Raw genomic sequence first — 15,770 nt, forward strand, 5'->3', positions numbered from 1 at the left:
CGGATCAGTGCCCCTGGTGACCGAGGTGGTGAGCGTGTCCGTGGCCGGATCCCGCGTGCGCGACTTGCCGGACATTGTCGCCGTAGAGTTGATGGATCAGATCGCCGTCGACGCGTTCGGTCGTATGGCAGACCAGGGTGCGGTTGAGACAGGCGACGCGATCGACGTAGCCGGAGATGAAGGCGATATCGTGAGAGACCACCAGGATGGTCAGGCGCGCGTTGAGTCGTGCGAGCAAGTCGAAAATGTCGCCCTCCATGCGTTGGTCGATGTTCGCCGTGGGCTCGTCCAGGATCAGGATCAGCGGCTCGGCGACCAGCGCGCGGGCCAGCAGGACACGTTGGAGCTGGCCACCCGAGAGGGTTCCGATACGCCGACTCGCCAGATCCAGCGCCTCGACCTCGGCCAACGCTTCGCGCGCGGCGGTGCGGTCGCTCGAGCGGTACCAACCGAGCATCGGCCCGAAACCGAGCCGTCCGGTCAGGACCACCTGCTCGACCGAGATCGGAAAGTCCCGCGGAAAGGTCGGAAACTGGGGCACATAGCCGACGCGACGCACCGCTTGGCTCGGCGCCTGCCCGAGCACCTGAATGCTCCCCTGCTGCGGCTCGAGGAGTCCGAGCACGAGTTTCAGGAGCGTGCTCTTGCCGCCGGCATTGGGGCCGACCAAACCCACGAACTCGCCGTCGAGGATCTCCAGATCGACGCCCTCGAGGACAGGCGACTCGCCATAGGAGAAGCCGAGATCCCGGATTGAGATAACGGGTTGTTTGGACGATGCCGCCTGCGGCTCGCCGCTGCCGGGGATCATGGCGCGCCGGCCCCCGCGATAAGCTCGGCAACCCGACGCAAATTCTCGAAATAATCGCCCGACAGGGGGTCGATCACGGCAACCTGTCCCCCGATCGATCGCGCGACCTGCTCGGCGGACGCCGGGTTGAGCTGAGGCTGCACGAAGATGACCCGTATACCCTCCCGCCGAGCCTGCTCGATCATGGCGGTCAAGGCACGCGCACCCGGCTCCTTGCCCTCGCGCTCGATCGCGACCTGCTCCAGACCGTAGTCCTCGGCGAAGTAGCCCCAGGCCGGGTGGTAAACCATGAATCGACGGTTCTCCACACCCGAGAGTCGCTCGCGAATCTCGGTATCGAGCGCATCCAAGTCGGCCGCAAAGCGATCGTAGTTGGCGACGAAGTCCGCAGCATATTCCGGGGCCAGATCGGCCAGCGCATCGTGGATCCGGGTGCCCATGATCTTCACGCGAGCGGGACTCGTCCAGACATGGGGGTCGAAGTCGCCATGAGCATGGTCGTCGTGGTCGTGCCCCGTGGCCTTGCTGCGCACCTCGAGGCCGTCTCGGGCGTCGAGCACGCGCATGTGCGGATTGGCCGCCAGCAGGCGCGGCATCCAGGCATCCTCGAAGCCGACACCGACACGCACGTAGAGATCGGCATCGGCCAGAGCGGCGATCTGACGCGCGGTCGGCTCGTAGGCATGCGGGTCCTGCCCAGGCCGCACCAAGGCGTTGACGCGGACATGCTCGCCGCCGATGCGCGACACGAAGGTCTCCTGCGGGGCGACGGTGACGAAAACCGTGAGCGGATCGGCCGCGCACGCGAGGGCGGGGAGCACGAGAAGAGCGAACAGGAGGCGACGCAGCATCGGTGGATTGCCCTCGTTGGATCGGCCATCGTCAAGCCGTTGGATACAATATAACGTCTCGTGCTGCCTGACTAGAGACTCCACACAGGGACTCGGCGCCTCCCGCTTTCATGCCGACCTCGGATACACTGTCGGCACGATCGGTCGACGGAAGGAAGCCCGCCATGAGCTCTGTTGTCGAGCTTTACGAATTGCTCTGGGCCGCCGGCCTCAGCCTCTACGTCCTCGCGGTCCTCTTCGTGACCCGGATTCCCTACCGGGCCATGGTCGCACGCGGAATGGAGCCCATCCGCGCGGTCTACTACAACCGCAAGATCGTTCACATGCTGGCCGGCGGCGTTGGCTCCTTGATGGTCCCCTTGGTCTTCGACAGCCCCTGGTATCCGTTGATCTGCGGACTCCTGCTGACACTGCTGACGTACGGGGCACATGCCACCGGTTTGCGGTTCTACTGGTTCCAAACCGACGAGAACCGCAACGATGTCAAGTTCGCCCTCATGTGGGCCCTTTCGGTCGCGCTCCTGTGGTGGCTGCTCGACAATCCCTGGCTCGCCATCCTCCCGGCGCTCTATATGGCCTTCGGCGACGGGGTCACGGGGATCGCGCGCAACCTGCTGGTACGCCGTCGCTCCAAGAGTCCGATCGGCAATCTGTTCATGCTGATCGTCTGCGCGCCGATGGGATGGATCATCGGCGGGCTTGCCGAGCCCGCCATTCCGGTCTGGGGTCTGATCTCCGCGATCGTGGCGACCTGGATCGAGCGCTATGAGATCGGCGCAATCGACGACAACGTGCTGATCACGGTTGCAGCATCGGCGGTCCTTCTCCTCGGGACCTACGTGGGTCCTCTGGTGTAATCACCCGGCACGCCCGAGCGCATCTGCCGATCAGAACACGCGCGTCAACGCAAGCCCGGCGAGAACCAGGAACACCACGCCGCTCAGCTGATGGAGTCGATGCAGCGGCATGACCTGCAGCAGTCTGCATCCGATCCAAACGCCGAGCGCAGAGGTCAATGCCAACGCCAGGGTTGCACCGGCCCAAACCGCGACGGGCGGCAAGGTGACGGCCAAGCCGGCGACCGCCATTTGGGTCTTGTCGCCCATCTCCGCAAGAAAGATCATCGAAAAGGTCGCCACGACGATGCCGTGATGGCTCCAGCTGCGCTCCGGCGCGTCCTCGTCGGCCTCTTCGGTACGCAACGCGAGCACCCCGAAGAGCGCGAACAGGATGGCGACGACACCCGCCAAGACACGCTCCGGAATCCACTGCGCGAGCCCCACGCCGAAAACGACGGCAAGGCTGTTCAAGACGACGAAGGCCGCCACAGCCCCGATCAGAACCGGCCATCGACGATGGCGGGCCGCCAAGGTCATACAGACCAACTGCGATTTGTCGCCCAACTCGGCAAGAAAGATCACGCCGAAGGTCGTGATCGTGGCCCAAATCCACCCGGCGAACCCGGACAGGGCAAGATCGCTCATCGCGATGCCCCTCGCGTGCAGCGAATCTCGCCGCACACAGGTCGATGCGCGGCGAAAGGCATGGCCGCGGCGCAAAGGGCTCTGAACGCGGCAACGAGACGGCTCGGGCGGGAAAAGGGCGCGGAAAGGTGACGCATGAGGTCGTGTCTCTAGCCCGGATGTTTCATAAACCGACACAGCCGACACTGGCCTCGCGGATTTGCGCGGCGCTGGGCGTCACCGAGGGCGATGACCGGGACGCCGCGGGGGTTGAATGGTGGAAATACCGAGCGGCAACGGGCTTGATCAACGGGGCACGAGTAGTTTTGTCGCCGCGCAGGCGTACGATGCCCTGCCCGAGGTGGGCATAGTCGTCGTGCGCGTGCTGAAATCCCCGTGCGGGGATGTATGTGCGTCTAGGCGGGCGCCGCCCGGGCTGCGCGTTGAAGAGCCTCTCGGTGACCTGCTGCAACAGCGTCTTGACCGGACAGCTCGAGGGCAGGTGCAGGCGCACGCGGTCTTTGTACTGCACCACGCGCACGGCGAGCTTGAACAGTTTGATGATCACGGTGGCAGGCTGGGCGTTGGCCAGTTCCGTGCCGACGAGGACCTCGGTGCGCAGCGTTTGGTGCAAGACGTAAGCGGCGCAGGAGAAGAACAAGCGCATCTGATTGGCCAAGAAGGTGCTGTCGGAAGTGCGATCGCTGGCCAGATCGTTCTTGATCATTTTGATGAAGTTCTCGTCCTGGCCGCGCGCGCAGTACAGATCGCGGTAGACGCACTCGGGACTGGGCAAGTCCAAGGAGGTGACGACGAAGCGGAGGTTGTCGCCGCGCGCCGTCACCTCGACTTTGAGGATGGTCCGACACGCGCCGGGCCAGGAACCGGCACGGTAGTCAACCTCGTGGTAGGTGCGGGTCCGCTCGGGTACGTCGGCGTCGGCGCGCCGGGCGTTCTCGATGCGCAGCGCATGGAGCTTGCGGGCGTCGGCCAAGAACGGCTCGGCCCGTGGCGTGAGAGCCCGGTTACCCGCCAGGCCGAAGATGAAATCCGTCAACGGATCGGCCATCGCCAAGGCCATCAACTCGGGGTTGGAGAAGTGTCCGTCGCCGCGCAGGATGATGCGTGTGCGTGGCCACGCGGCCCGCAGCCGCTTGAGCACGCGCTTGAGGATCATCGCGTTCTCGGCGCCGGTGGGGCGCTTGCCGGGACGCAGCACCGCGGTGATGAACTTCCCCGAGAGGCCCTCGAAGAGAAACAGCGGCAAGTAGCAATGGTTGCCGTAGTGATGATTGTAGAACGCGAACTCCTGCTGGCCATGGGTGGCGTCTTCGGAGTGGTCCATATCGAGCACGATCACCTGCGGCGCCTTCGGGTAGCTGGCGATGAAGGCCTCGACGAAGGCCTGCGCCATGCGGTAGAGGTCGCGCGCGCCGACCCCATTCTCCAAACGCGAGAAGGTCGGCCCGCTGGCCAGGTCCGTCGTCGCATCCAGCGGCTTGCGCTCCAGCCCCAGCTTGAACAGCGCATCACGGCGCAGCGCATTGGCGTCGTTGCCGTCTTCGTAAGCACAGGCGATCTGGTAGACCCGTTGCGCGATCAGCTCACGCATCGGATGGGTGGTGTAGGACGGATGGCGCCAATCATCGATCGCTGCGCTCAACCGCTCGGTCAGGCCGATCTGCCGATCAACCCCGCGCAGAATCATGGGGCCAAAGTCAGACGACATGGCGCCGCCGTCGAAGTCGCCGCGGACCGTGAAACCGGCGACCGGGGGAAAACGCAGCTGTTCCGGGGTAGACTCGGGCATGGGCGACCTCGTTTAGCTTCTTCCGAAGCGTTCTTGGCGGAACAGCCATTTTATCAATGGGTTGAACGAGAGTCGCCCTTTTTTATGAAATATTCGGGCTAGTACCCCGTTCCACCCTATTTTGCGTGCTCAGCAAGGCGAGAAGCGTTCGGCGGCTAGGCGCGCGAGTGAAGGAAGAGTGGTCCTCTTTCAAGCTCGCGCAACAACGGCGCCGAACGCTTCTCGCCTTGCCCTTCGGGAGCCCCCCAAAGGCGCCGGGGCGGCGTTACAGCCCTTGGAAATAGGATCCACTATTCCCCGCGGACTGTGCCTTGCCCCGGCGCCTTTGGGGGGCTCTGAGCATGCAAAATAGGGTGGAACGGGGTACTAGGGGTCGGGCGAGAACACCGAGGACGCGACATCACACGCCCGACCCCTCGCCGGACGTGACGCCGCACCCAAGGTCTCGTCAAGCCGACCGGCCGCGCGTGCCATGGCGTCACCGCCAAGTGTGTTGACACGAGCCCCTTGCTCATGACTTGGGTCACGATACAAGGGCGACTACTCCCCTCAAGAGAGCGCGACGTTAGCGAGCTGCCGCGGTCCTGTCAACGGCTCCTGGGCGTCGGCAGCATCGTAGGAGATGTGTCCTCGGAATAAACCACCATTATCCCGTGACCGCGCCTTTCCCGGCGACCGCCCTCCCGGTTAGGATCCGCAACCAACCGCACCTTACAGGAGACATTTTCAATGTTCGGCACGACACCGAAATCCCCGACAAGGCTTCTTTCCCTTTGCTCGCTGCTTGCTGCGCTCTGCGCAGTTCCCGCCGCCGCGCAGGACCAGACGCCGACCGGCGAGGTCACGGGCGCCAAGATGCTCAGCCATCCGAGCTGGTTCAAAGAGAGTTTTCTCGACATCCCCGAGGACGTGAGCGAGGCCGCCGAATCCGGCAAGCACGTCATTCTCATCATGGAGATGAACGGCTGCCCCTACTGCTACAAGCTGATCCAGGAGAACTTCGCCACGTCGCCGTACCGAGACTTTATCCAAGAGCATTTCGACGTGATTGCTCTCAATACGAAGGGCGATCGGGAAGTGGCCGTGACCGAGGACATGTCGATGTCTGAAAAGGAACTCGCGGAGCTCTACCAGGTGCGCTTCACCCCGACAGTCGTCTTTCTGGACGCATCCAATCGACCGGTCGCGCGTGTCAGCGGCTATCGCAACCTCGATGACTTCAAGGTCGTGCTCGACTATGTGCAGGAACGGGCCTACCAGCAACAGACCCTGAACGACTATGCCGCGGCGAAACGCTCGAGCGAGGTGTACAGCTTCCGAGAGCATCCGCAGATCCAGACGATCGACGACCTCGCCGCGGTCGCCGACCGCCCCCTCGCGCTCTTGTTCGAGAACGTCGCCTGCGTGGCCTGCGACGCCCTGCACGACGGCCACTTGGCCGATCCGGAGATCCGCGAAATCCTGAAGGGTCTGACTCTCGTGCGTCTCGACACCCGATCGGAGACACCCATCATCGACCCCATGGGCAACGCGACCACACCGAAGGCACTCGCCGAGTCCTTGGGCATTCAATACACCCCGAGCATCGTACTGTTCGATCGGGGACGCGAGATCGTCCGCATCGAAAGCATGCTCTACCGCTACCACTTCGCCGGCATCTTGGAGTATGTCGCCGACCGCCACTACGAGCGCTATCCCGACAGCCCCTTCGACTATATCGACGTGAAGACCGCCGAGCTCACGGCAGCAGGCAAGGACGTCTCAATCGCCGACGAGTGAGGCATCCGGCACGCCGCCGGCGGGGCCGAGCCGGATCTCGGGCGCGACGCGCGACAATGACCATTCGGGTCACATTGGCACGATCCATGTCGGGCGATCCCGTCCTGTGATTCGACGGCGACGGGATATTTTTCGCGGGTTCGAATAGTTGGCCGCGAATTTTGGTTTGGCTCGCAGAATGCTTCCTCAGGGCCGAAACCACCGCTTGCACGAACACGGCGACCGGCGGCGGACACGGAAGATTCGAGCACCGGATCCTCGACGCAGGTGGCCCGAGACCGGGGCGACGCCCCGGTCTTGGATCGAGGCGACCATCGTCGCTCGCCGCGAGCGATCCGCACCATTGAGGAGCGATAGCCATGCTCTCCGTTTTGGAGGAGAGGTTCCCACATGTCATCAAACGCCTCCTTCTCGTTTGGGGAGACCCCGACGCGTTTGACGAGATATTCTCCGATCTCATGCTCGACAAACGCGGAGACCGGACCGGATGGCCCCTCGACGCCTGGGCGGAGCTAATTTTTCTTCAGTCCGTGCATCATTTGGCGTACGGTGTCGCGAAATATCGAGCGTTTCAGCCCGACTCATTCGACACGGGCTGGATTCGATAAGTGTCAACCCGAGGAAAACGAACCATGCAAGCACTCAAGCGCACTCGCGTGCGGAACACCCTGGCCGTGACCGGTGTGGTCATGCTGGCGCTATCCGGCTGCGGCGGCGACCTCGTCGCGCCGGATAGCCTGATCGAAAAGCCCGGCGTCGAGGGTTTCTACGATCAGATCGCGAATGCCTGCGGGCATCTTTCGCTCGGAAATCAGCCGCTGAATTACATCATCAACGTGAGCAACGGCGACGACAACGACTATTTCCTCGACGAGACCAGCAAGCTGTATTACGGCCGCATCGACCGAACAACCTACGCGACCGACATCAATGGCTTCTTCCCGACCGACAAGAACACGCCCGCGTTGAACTGCATCTATGCGCAGCTCGACCAAGCACCGTCGCCTTAAGCCCGTTCGCATTCATGTCGGTGTGCTGTAACCTCGCGCCGGGATTCCGATCGCCCGCACGTGCGAGGGCGTGATGAGCGAGGCACATCCAGAGCGCCGATCGCGATACGCCAGCCATCGCTACGACGACGACGTGCTCCTGAAGGTCCCGATCCTGCTTTGGCTGACACTGGTCTTCCAAGTGCGTCATCTGCTGCTTCTTGGGATGACCTTTCTACCGACAACCGGCGAGGAGATCGAGGTCCTGCGCAATCTCGTTCGGCCCGAGCTCACCGTGGCCGATCTCCCGGCGGCGCTCGTCATGGCAGCAGGATTCCGACGGCGCCGGCCCTGTCCGCGCTGGGTGCGTCGGATATGGCGACGTGCACGAGAGATTCTCACGCTGTCGATCCTCATCTATCTCGGCCTCCTATTCGCGACCTTGGCAGGCTCGGGGCTGTCCCTGCGGGACGCAATTGACGAGCCGCTCTTGGCCTCGCTGCTGCTGAGTCTCGCAGTGCCATTCTATCTTTGGCGCTCGCGCCTCGTCGCGGATGTCGCTCGTGACTGTCCGGAGTCCTGGGACGCGTGAAACATCCCGACCATCAACCGAGCCATTGGAGCGTTCTGGGGTCCGGGATCTGCGCCCTGATCCTGACCTTGGGTATCGCGCGCTTCGCCTACACCCCCATGATCCCGGTTCTGCAAAGCGAGACCGGCATGGGCGAGGCCCTCGCCGGCTGGCTGGCCGGCTGGAACTATCTCGGCTACCTCTCCGGGGTCTTGATCGTCAGTCGACTCAAAGATCTTCGCATCAAGGACCGGCTCTATCGCGCCGGTCTGGTCTTGGCCGTGCTGACGACCCTCATGATGGCGATGGGCGAATCGCCGATCCTCTGGGGCATTAGCCGCTATCTCGCCGGGTTGAGCAGCGCCGCGGGGCTGATGCTGGGCTCGGGCCTGATCCTCAACTGGCTGATCCGACATGATCATCGCAGCGAGCTCGGGGTGCATTTCAGCGGACTTGGGTTGGGGATCGTGGTCGGCGTTCTGGTGGTCGCGGGCGCGGGTCTGGTCTGGTCCTGGCAAGGTCAGTGGCTCGCCTTGACGCTGGTCGGGGCCGTTCTGTTCATCCCGGCTTGGATGGGGTTGCCTACGCCCGATCGCGGGCAGCCGCTCACACCCCGCCATCTCGGCGCCTCGCCCGAACCGAGCGCGTCCTGGTTGTGGCTGCTCCAGGGCGCCTATGTCTGCGCCGGATTCGGCTACGTCATCAATGCGACCTTCACGGTGTTGATCACTGAGCAGCAGCCGCTCCTGCAGGGCATGGGCGATTGGATGTGGCTCCTGGTGGGCGTGGCTGCGATCCCGGCGCCGATCCTCTGGGACCGTGTCGCCCGCCGTTTGGGGTATCTGCGCACGCTCCAAGTCGCCTTCGGTTTGCAGATCGTCGGGATCGTGCTGCCGGTCGTGAGCGGGTCGCTCCTCGCCGCGATCATCAGCGCCTTCCTGTTCGGCTTCACATTCATCGGCATCGTCTCCTTGGTCCTGACCATGGTCGGGGTACGCTATCCTGCACATCCGGCGCAGGTCATGGCGCGCTTGACGCTCGGTTACGGGATCGCCCAGATCGTCGGTCCCGTCCTCGCCGGCGAGGTCGCCGAGATCAACGGCACCTTCGACGGATCCCTGCTGGTGGTGGCCGGATTGATGGTTCTGGGGCTCGTTTGTCTGCAGATCATGACCCGTCTCACGCGGAGTCCACCCTCGAGAACATCCACACATCAAGGGCCGACATGACGACACGCATCCGCGCATCGAAACGCGAGATCTTCGGCTGGGCGATGTTCGATTTCGCCAACCAAGCTTACACCCTACTCATCATCACGGTTGTCTTCGGCGACCTCTTCACGCGGGTCATCGTCGGGGACGGGCCGGATTATCGTCTCGGCAATCTGCTTTGGAGCCTGGCACTTTCGACGAGCTATCTGTTGGTGGTGGTCTGCTCCCCGGTGGCCGGCGCCATCATGGATTACACGGCAAGCAAGAAGCGCTTTCTCTTTGCGAGCTATCTGCTGACCGTCGTCGCGACGGCTGCACTCTATTTCGTCGCGCCCGGCTATGCCCTGCTCGGCGTGCTCCTCCTGATCATCTCCAACTTTGCCTACTCGATCGGCGAGGCGTTCATCGCGAGCTTCCTTCCCGACCTCGGTCCGCCCGAGGATCTCGGCAAGATCTCCGGGTTCGGTTGGGCGTTGGGCTATGTCGGCGGCATGGTCTCGGCGGTCTTCGTGCTCCTCGTCCTCGGCGATGTCAGCGCGGAGAACTTCGAGCGTATCCGTTGGGTCGGTCCCTGGGCCGCCGTCTTCTTCCTGATCGCCGCCATTCCGACCTTTCTTTGGGTCCAGGAGCGCGGACGAGCCCGCGTCTTGCTGCCCGGAATCGGCTATGTGGGTATGGGGATGGCACGGGTCCGCGAGACGCTGACGCGTCTGCGCACCCACCGCGACCTGGGCGTGCTCTTCGTATCGGTCTTCTTCTCGATGAGCGGCATCTACATCATCATCGCCTATGCCTTCATCTACGGGGCGCAGGTGATCGGGTGGGATGCGTCGGTGCGCACGCTGATGTTCGTCCTGGTACAGATCACCGCGGCCGTCGGGGCGCTTGGATTCGGCTTCATCCAAGACCGACTCGGGGCATTGCGGACCTATGCCATCACCTTGGTCATGTGGATGCTGGCGATTGCGCTCATCTATCTCACGCCGCTCCTGAGCGAGGTGGCGCGCGACGTCCTGGGGCGGGATTGGCCGGCACAGTACATCTTCCTGGTCGTGGGCTGTGTGGCGGGCCTGAGTCTCGGCGCCTGTCAGTCCGCGACGCGAACCCTGGTCGGACTCTTCTCCCCGCTGTCGCGCTCGGGCGAGCTTTTCGGCTTCTGGGGCCTCTCCATGAAGCTGGCGGGCATGTTCGGTCTACTCGCGATCGGACTTCTGCAGGTCCTGGTGGGCCTGCAGAACGCGATCCTCTTCTGTGTGCTCTTGTTTGCCGTCGCGCTGGCCGTCGCCTTGCGCATCGACGAGGCCCGAGGTCGCGCGATTGCGGCGGCGCATGATGCCGGGGAGATCGTCTGGTAGACCCGTGTCTCTGCGCGAGACGACTCGATCGGAGCGCTCCGTCGGGCACCCCAAGGCAACGCTCGCGGAGGAAAACGTTTCGATCACCTTTAAGCGCCGCTGATCTCGAGTAAGACCTCGTCCGGATTCACGGCGTCCCCCTTGCCGACGAAAATCCCGGTCACGGTTCCAGCGATCGGCGCTTGGATCTCGGTCTCCATCTTCATCGCCTCGGTCACCAAGACCGGCTGACCGGCCGTCACCGTCTCGCCTTCCTTGACCAACACATCGACGATGTTGCCCGGCATCGAAGTGGTCACATGGCCCGGCTGGGTCGGTTTGGGCCGCTTGCCGGCGATCGCCTTCTTCACCGCACCGTCCGCACCTCCGGTCAGGACGACCTCGTCCAGGGTCTCGACCAGCACCTCCTCCGGGATACCGTCGATGTCCAGATAGAAGTGACGCTCGGCAAGCCCTTTATGGCCGGCGCCCGTGACCTTGACGTGGTAGGTCTCGCCATGCACGGCGATATTGAACTCTGTCGGTGCGGCCTGGGAACCGACGGCACTCGGCGGCGGCTCCAGCGGCTCGGGATGCAGGGTCCCTGCGGCCCGGTGCTCGAGAAAGGCACGGCCGATCTCGGGGAACATGGCATAGGTGAGCGTATCTTCATCCGAGGTCGCCACCGCGCCGATCTCCTCGACGAGGCGTTTGAGCTCGGGCTTCAGGAGGTCTGCCGGTCGACACTCGATCAGCTCTTCGTTGCCGATCGCTTGCTGCTGCAGGGTCGGATTCACGGGCGCCGGGGCCCGCCCATAGCGGCCCTGAAGGTAGAGCTTCACCTCGTTGGTAATGGTCTGGTAGCGCTTCTCGGTCAGCACGTTGAGCACCGCCTGGGTGCCGACGATCTGGGAGGTCGGCGTCACCAGCGGCGGATAGCCCAGATCCTCGCGCACGCGCGGGATCTCCTCGAGCACCGCGCTCATCCGATCCAGTGCGTTTTGCTCCTTCAACTGGTTGGCCAGGTTGGAGATCATGCCGCCGGGCACCTGATTGACCTGGACCCGGGTGTCCACACCCGTGTAGTCGCTTTCAAACTGGTGATATTTCTTGCGGACCTGATAGAAGTACATGCCGACCTCCTGGATGGCTTCCAGATCCAGGCCGGTGTCGTACGGGGTGCCCCGAAGCGCGGCAACCATGCTCTCGGTCGGTGGATGGGAGGTCCCGCCGGCCATGGACGAGATCGCGGTATCGATGGTATCGCAGCCGTTCTCGATCGCCTTGAGATGGCACATGTCGGCCAGGCCGGAGGTAGCGTGCGAATGCAGGTGCAGCGGCAAATCAACGCTGTCCTTCAGTGCCTTGACCAGGTCGGCGGCGACGAAGGGCGTCAGCAATCCGGCCATGTCTTTGACGGCGATCGAGTCGCATCCCATCGCCGCCAGCTCCTTGCCCATGCGCACGAAACCGGGCACGTCGTGGACCGGACTGACCGTATAGCAGATGGTGCCCTGCGCATGCTTGCCGGCGGCCTTGGTCGCCTCGATCGCGGTCTTGAGGTTCCGCAGATCGTTCAGGGCATCGAAGATGCGAAAGACATCCATGCCGTTCTCGGCCGAGCGCTTGACGAAGGCGCGCACGACGTCGTCGGAATAATGCCGGTAACCGAGCAGGTTTTGACCCCGCAGCAGCATCTGCAAGCGCGTCTTCGGCAGCGCCTCGCGGAGCTTGCGCAAGCGCTCCCAGGGATCCTCCTTGAGAAAGCGCACACAGGCATCGAAGGTCGCGCCGCCCCAGCACTCCAGCGACCAATAGCCGATCGTATCCAACTTCGGACAGATCGGCAGCATGTCCTCGGTGCGCATGCGCGTGGCGATCAGGGACTGGTGGGCATCGCGCAGAATGACGTCTGTGATGTTGATCTTGGGCATGTGTCGATCTCAGTTCAGGACGGGCGATTGATCTGCATCGCGAAAGCCGTTAAAGGCCCGCGTGCGCCGCGACGGCGGCGGCGAGGGCGGCGGCGATGTCTTCGCGGCGGCGCTTGGTGGAGTAGTTCAGGAGCTCCGGGTGGGCGTCGAGGAACCCCGTGTTGAACTGCCCGGAGCGAAAATCCGGATGACGCAGGATCTCCTGATAAAACGGGATCGTCGTTCGCACACCGTAGAGCCCCATGTCGCGCAGCGCGCGGTGACTGCGGTTGACCACGTCGTCCCAGTTGAGCGCCCAGACGATGACCTTGGCCAACATCGAATCATAATGCGGCGGGACGGTATAGCCGGTGTAGATGGCCCCGTCGGTCCGCACGCCCGGACCGCCCGGCGCGTAGTAGCGCGAGATGCGCCCGAAACTGGGCAGGAAGTTGTTTTTCGGGTCTTCGGCGTTGACGCGAAATTGAATCGCGTAACCGCGCCGACCGATCTCGTGCTGCTTGAAGCGCAGCGGCAAACCGGCCGCGACACGGATCTGCTCCTCGACCAAGTCCACGCCCGTGATCGTCTCGGTGATGGTGTGCTCGACCTGGATACGGGTGTTCATCTCCATAAAGTAGAAACGCCCGTCGTCGTCCAGCAAGAACTCGACGGTGCCCGCATTGGTGTAACCCACGGCTCGCGCCGCGATCACCGCCAGCCCGTTGACGTACTGGCGCTGCGCCTCGTCGAGCTGCGGAGAGGGTGCGATCTCGATCAGCTTCTGGTTGCGCCGTTGAATGGAGCAGTCGCGCTCGAACAGATGCACGCAGTTGCCGTGATGATCCCCGAGGATCTGCACCTCGATGTGCCGCGGGTTGACCACGCAGCGCTCGAGGAAGACCTCGGCACGTCCGAACGCCTTGGTGGCCTCCGAGATCACCCGCTCGAAGTTGTTGCGCAACGCCTTGGGATCGTCGCAACGGCGGATCCCGCGCCCGCCGCCGCCCGAGGTCGCCTTGAGCATCACCGGATAGCCGATCTCTTCGGCACAGCGCAACGCCGCATCCAGGTTTTCGAGATTGCCGGGGCTGCCGGGCGTCACCGGGACACCGGCCTTCTGCATCGCGAGGCGCGCCTCGGTCTTGTCGCCCATGCGGGCGATCACCTCGGCAGTCGGTCCGATGAAGGTCAGGCCACGTCGCACGCAGGCCCGCGCAAGCTCCGGATTCTCGGACAGAAAGCCGTAGCCCGGATGGACGGCGTCGCAACCGGTCGCGACGGCCAGATTCACGATGTTGTGGACGTTGAGATAGCCAGCCAGCGGATCGCTGCCGAGGCTGTAAGCCTCGTCGGCCTTCTTCACATGGAGCGAATGACGGTCGGCGTCCGAATAGATGGCCGCCGAGCGGATGCCCATCTCGGCACAAGCGCGAATCACGCGCACCGCGATCTCGCCGCGATTGGCGATCAGGATCTTTCGAAGCATCGGTTTGCCTCTGGAGCGGCCGGCAAAGCGGCCAAGGAAACGGGGCGAGATCGGCTCGCGTCTATGCTGCTGCGCAGCAATATAACGAATGCGGGGGATTCTGCAAGGGATTCGACGAGGGCGCCGTGGCCCTGAAGGATCGGCTCTACCAACTCACCTACATCTCCAACACGGGCTTCGGCTACCGTCCCCACGGCCTCTCGCCGATCGAAAGGTTCCATTACCCGCGCCAAGGATGGGGCATGACCACGGACGGCGAGCATCTGATCGTCAGCGACGGCTCTGCAGGCGTGGATTTCTCTGATCCGGAAACATTCGAGGCCGAACGCCAGATCGTGGTCCGTGATGGCTATGGCGAGGTCGGCTTTCTCAATGAGCTCGAATACGTCGACGGCGATATCGGTGCCAATGTGTGGCAGACCGACTACCTGGTGCGCTTTTCAGCCGAGACGGGCGCCGTCAACGGATGGGGCGACCTCTCTGGCCTGAACCCCAACCCGACGCGGCTCGTCTATCCGCACGTGCTCAACGGCGTGGCCTACACCGGCGAGCCGGGCACGCTCCTGGTGACCGGAAAGAATTGGCCGAGCCTCTGGCAGATCAAGCTCGTCGAGGCCTCGAGGACGACGGACTGAGATGGCCGATCCATCGGCCCCGGAGAGTGGCTCCCGCGCCGCAAAACATCTGCGCTGACGCCGGAAAGGACAGCATCCGCGGGCGGTCGGTTGAACCTCGCACGGCCCGGCACGCTCGACGGCCCGCTTCGGGTAGAGCACTCCGGGCCGAAACGTGGGATGACGGCTTACGGAATCCGCCTAAACCGCGTCCAGAGCGAGATGGTCACTTTCGCGAGAGCTCGACGTTGGGTACATCCACGGCCTTAGCGGGGGCGGTTGCGAATTGTAAGTTTTTTAATTCCTTAAACCGCACCGGCTCCGACAATGATCGGAGCCGGCATGGCCAAGCCAATCGAACAAACGACGCATACCGCGCTGGGCGCGATTTAAGTCTCCGGCCAAAAGGCATCGTCGAGCAGTTGGTCGATCGCGTAGCGACGATCCTGCGGAAACGTCGCCTCGGGAAGCCCGGTTTCGGCGATCGCATTTCGACGGGCAAGCGGGTAAGCCTTGTCGACGAGATCCTGTAACGCCGGGCGCAGACTCGAGCTATCTTCGAGGATCTCGGCGGCCGCCGCTCGGGCATTGTTGACCGAGATCCGCCAACTTGGGCCACGTAACCCAGTCTGAAACTGCCATTTCAGAAGATGCAGCATCAGAGTGCCCAGATGGCTCGTCAGGGACCGACGCTCGCTCTTTCCCAAATCCTCCAACTCCTCGGCTAGGTGCAAGGCATCCACCTGCGCAAGACGACCTGCCCGAAGCAAGGCGGCATTCGCCGCGGCCCACCCGACCAGGTCGTCGTCGTAGGCGGGATAGGACACGCGATCATCCTCCCGCACGGAGGGTTGCGGTCTCGACATCGGTTGACCCCGGATCATCGTGGTGACGCCAACGAGTATGGTCGGCACCGATACAGCCCGTCAAACCAA

12 protein-coding genes, 2 pseudogenes and 1 riboswitch are annotated in these 15,770 nt (G+C 63.5%); of the genes and pseudogenes, 7 read left to right on the forward strand and 7 right to left on the reverse strand.

Features of this window, described 5'->3' with window-relative positions; translation table 11 throughout:
* Positions 1 to 4: 4 nt before the first annotated feature.
* Together LT988_RS05390 and LT988_RS05395 are read right to left on the reverse strand one after the other, a co-directional pair.
* Entirely contained in the window at positions 5 to 811 is an 807-nt protein-coding gene (locus tag LT988_RS05390) for a metal ABC transporter ATP-binding protein (RefSeq protein WP_232409201.1), read from the reverse strand.
* Positions 808 to 1,662 carry a metal ABC transporter solute-binding protein, Zn/Mn family gene (locus tag LT988_RS05395; protein ID WP_232409202.1) on the reverse strand — a complete coding sequence of 285 codons (855 nt, stop codon included), beginning with the start codon at positions 1,660 to 1,662 and terminating at the stop codon, positions 808 to 810. The genes LT988_RS05390 and LT988_RS05395 overlap by 4 nt, the downstream gene beginning before the upstream one ends.
* Positions 1,663 to 1,826: 164 nt before the next feature.
* On the opposite strand from LT988_RS05395, the gene LT988_RS05400 reads away from it, so the two are divergent.
* On the forward strand, positions 1,827 to 2,519 hold the full coding sequence (locus tag LT988_RS05400; RefSeq protein WP_232409203.1) for a hypothetical protein: 693 nt from the start codon (positions 1,827 to 1,829) through the stop codon (positions 2,517 to 2,519).
* Positions 2,520 to 2,549: 30 nt separating this feature from the next.
* Here LT988_RS05400 and LT988_RS05405 read toward each other — a convergent pair whose 3' ends face one another.
* Together LT988_RS05405 and LT988_RS05410 are read right to left on the reverse strand one after the other, a co-directional pair.
* Entirely contained in the window at positions 2,550 to 3,146 is a 597-nt protein-coding gene (locus tag LT988_RS05405; RefSeq protein ID WP_232409204.1) for a TMEM165/GDT1 family protein, read from the reverse strand.
* 400 nt (positions 3,147 to 3,546) lie between these two features.
* Positions 3,547 to 4,935, reverse strand: a pseudogene (locus LT988_RS05410) (IS1380-like element ISTro1 family transposase); the annotation flags it as partial.
* A 381-nt stretch (positions 4,936 to 5,316) separates the two neighbouring features.
* Positions 5,317 to 5,492: riboswitch (yybP-ykoY riboswitch) on the reverse strand.
* A 172-nt stretch (positions 5,493 to 5,664) separates the two neighbouring features.
* Here LT988_RS05410 and LT988_RS05415 point away from each other — a divergent pair.
* The 5 genes from LT988_RS05415 to LT988_RS05435 all read left to right on the forward strand — a co-directional run bounded on the left by LT988_RS05415 (position 5,665) and on the right by LT988_RS05435 (position 10,840).
* Positions 5,665 to 6,714 (forward strand): thioredoxin family protein, encoded by a 1,050-nt coding sequence (locus LT988_RS05415; protein WP_232409205.1) that lies wholly within the window; start codon positions 5,665 to 5,667, stop codon positions 6,712 to 6,714.
* Positions 6,715 to 7,346: 632 nt separating this feature from the next.
* Positions 7,347 to 7,724, forward strand: a complete 378-nt coding sequence (locus LT988_RS05420; protein WP_232409206.1) for a hypothetical protein — start codon at positions 7,347 to 7,349, stop codon at positions 7,722 to 7,724.
* 73 nt (positions 7,725 to 7,797) lie between these two features.
* Positions 7,798 to 8,295: a DUF2919 family protein gene (locus LT988_RS05425; RefSeq protein ID WP_232409207.1), complete on the forward strand. Its 498-nt coding sequence runs from the start codon at positions 7,798 to 7,800 to the stop codon at positions 8,293 to 8,295.
* Entirely contained in the window at positions 8,292 to 9,503 is a 1,212-nt protein-coding gene (locus LT988_RS05430; RefSeq protein WP_232409208.1) for a YbfB/YjiJ family MFS transporter, read from the forward strand. The genes LT988_RS05425 and LT988_RS05430 overlap by 4 nt, the downstream gene beginning before the upstream one ends.
* Positions 9,500 to 10,840 (forward strand): MFS transporter, encoded by a 1,341-nt coding sequence (locus tag LT988_RS05435; protein ID WP_232409209.1) that lies wholly within the window; start codon positions 9,500 to 9,502, stop codon positions 10,838 to 10,840. The genes LT988_RS05430 and LT988_RS05435 overlap by 4 nt, the downstream gene beginning before the upstream one ends.
* An 89-nt stretch (positions 10,841 to 10,929) precedes the next feature.
* Here LT988_RS05435 and oadA read toward each other — a convergent pair whose 3' ends face one another.
* On the reverse strand, positions 10,930 to 12,753 hold the full coding sequence (oadA, locus tag LT988_RS05440) for a sodium-extruding oxaloacetate decarboxylase subunit alpha (RefSeq protein WP_232409210.1): 1,824 nt from the start codon (positions 12,751 to 12,753) through the stop codon (positions 10,930 to 10,932).
* Positions 12,754 to 12,802: 49 nt separating this feature from the next.
* Positions 12,803 to 14,221: an acetyl-CoA carboxylase biotin carboxylase subunit gene (locus LT988_RS05445; RefSeq protein WP_232409211.1), complete on the reverse strand. Its 1,419-nt coding sequence runs from the start codon at positions 14,219 to 14,221 to the stop codon at positions 12,803 to 12,805.
* Positions 14,222 to 14,340: 119 nt separating this feature from the next.
* On the opposite strand from LT988_RS05445, the pseudogene LT988_RS05450 reads away from it, so the two are divergent.
* Positions 14,341 to 14,856: pseudogene (locus LT988_RS05450) on the forward strand (glutaminyl-peptide cyclotransferase); the annotation flags it as partial.
* Between the two features lie 368 nt (positions 14,857 to 15,224).
* On the opposite strand, the gene LT988_RS05455 reads toward LT988_RS05450, so the two are convergent.
* Positions 15,225 to 15,662, reverse strand: coding sequence for a DUF29 domain-containing protein (locus LT988_RS05455; protein WP_232409213.1), 438 nt, complete (start codon positions 15,660 to 15,662; stop codon positions 15,225 to 15,227).
* Positions 15,663 to 15,770: the final 108 nt, after the last annotated feature.

This window comes from Thiocapsa bogorovii (assembly GCF_021228795.1).
Taxonomy (GTDB): domain Bacteria; phylum Pseudomonadota; class Gammaproteobacteria; order Chromatiales; family Chromatiaceae; genus Thiocapsa; species Thiocapsa bogorovii.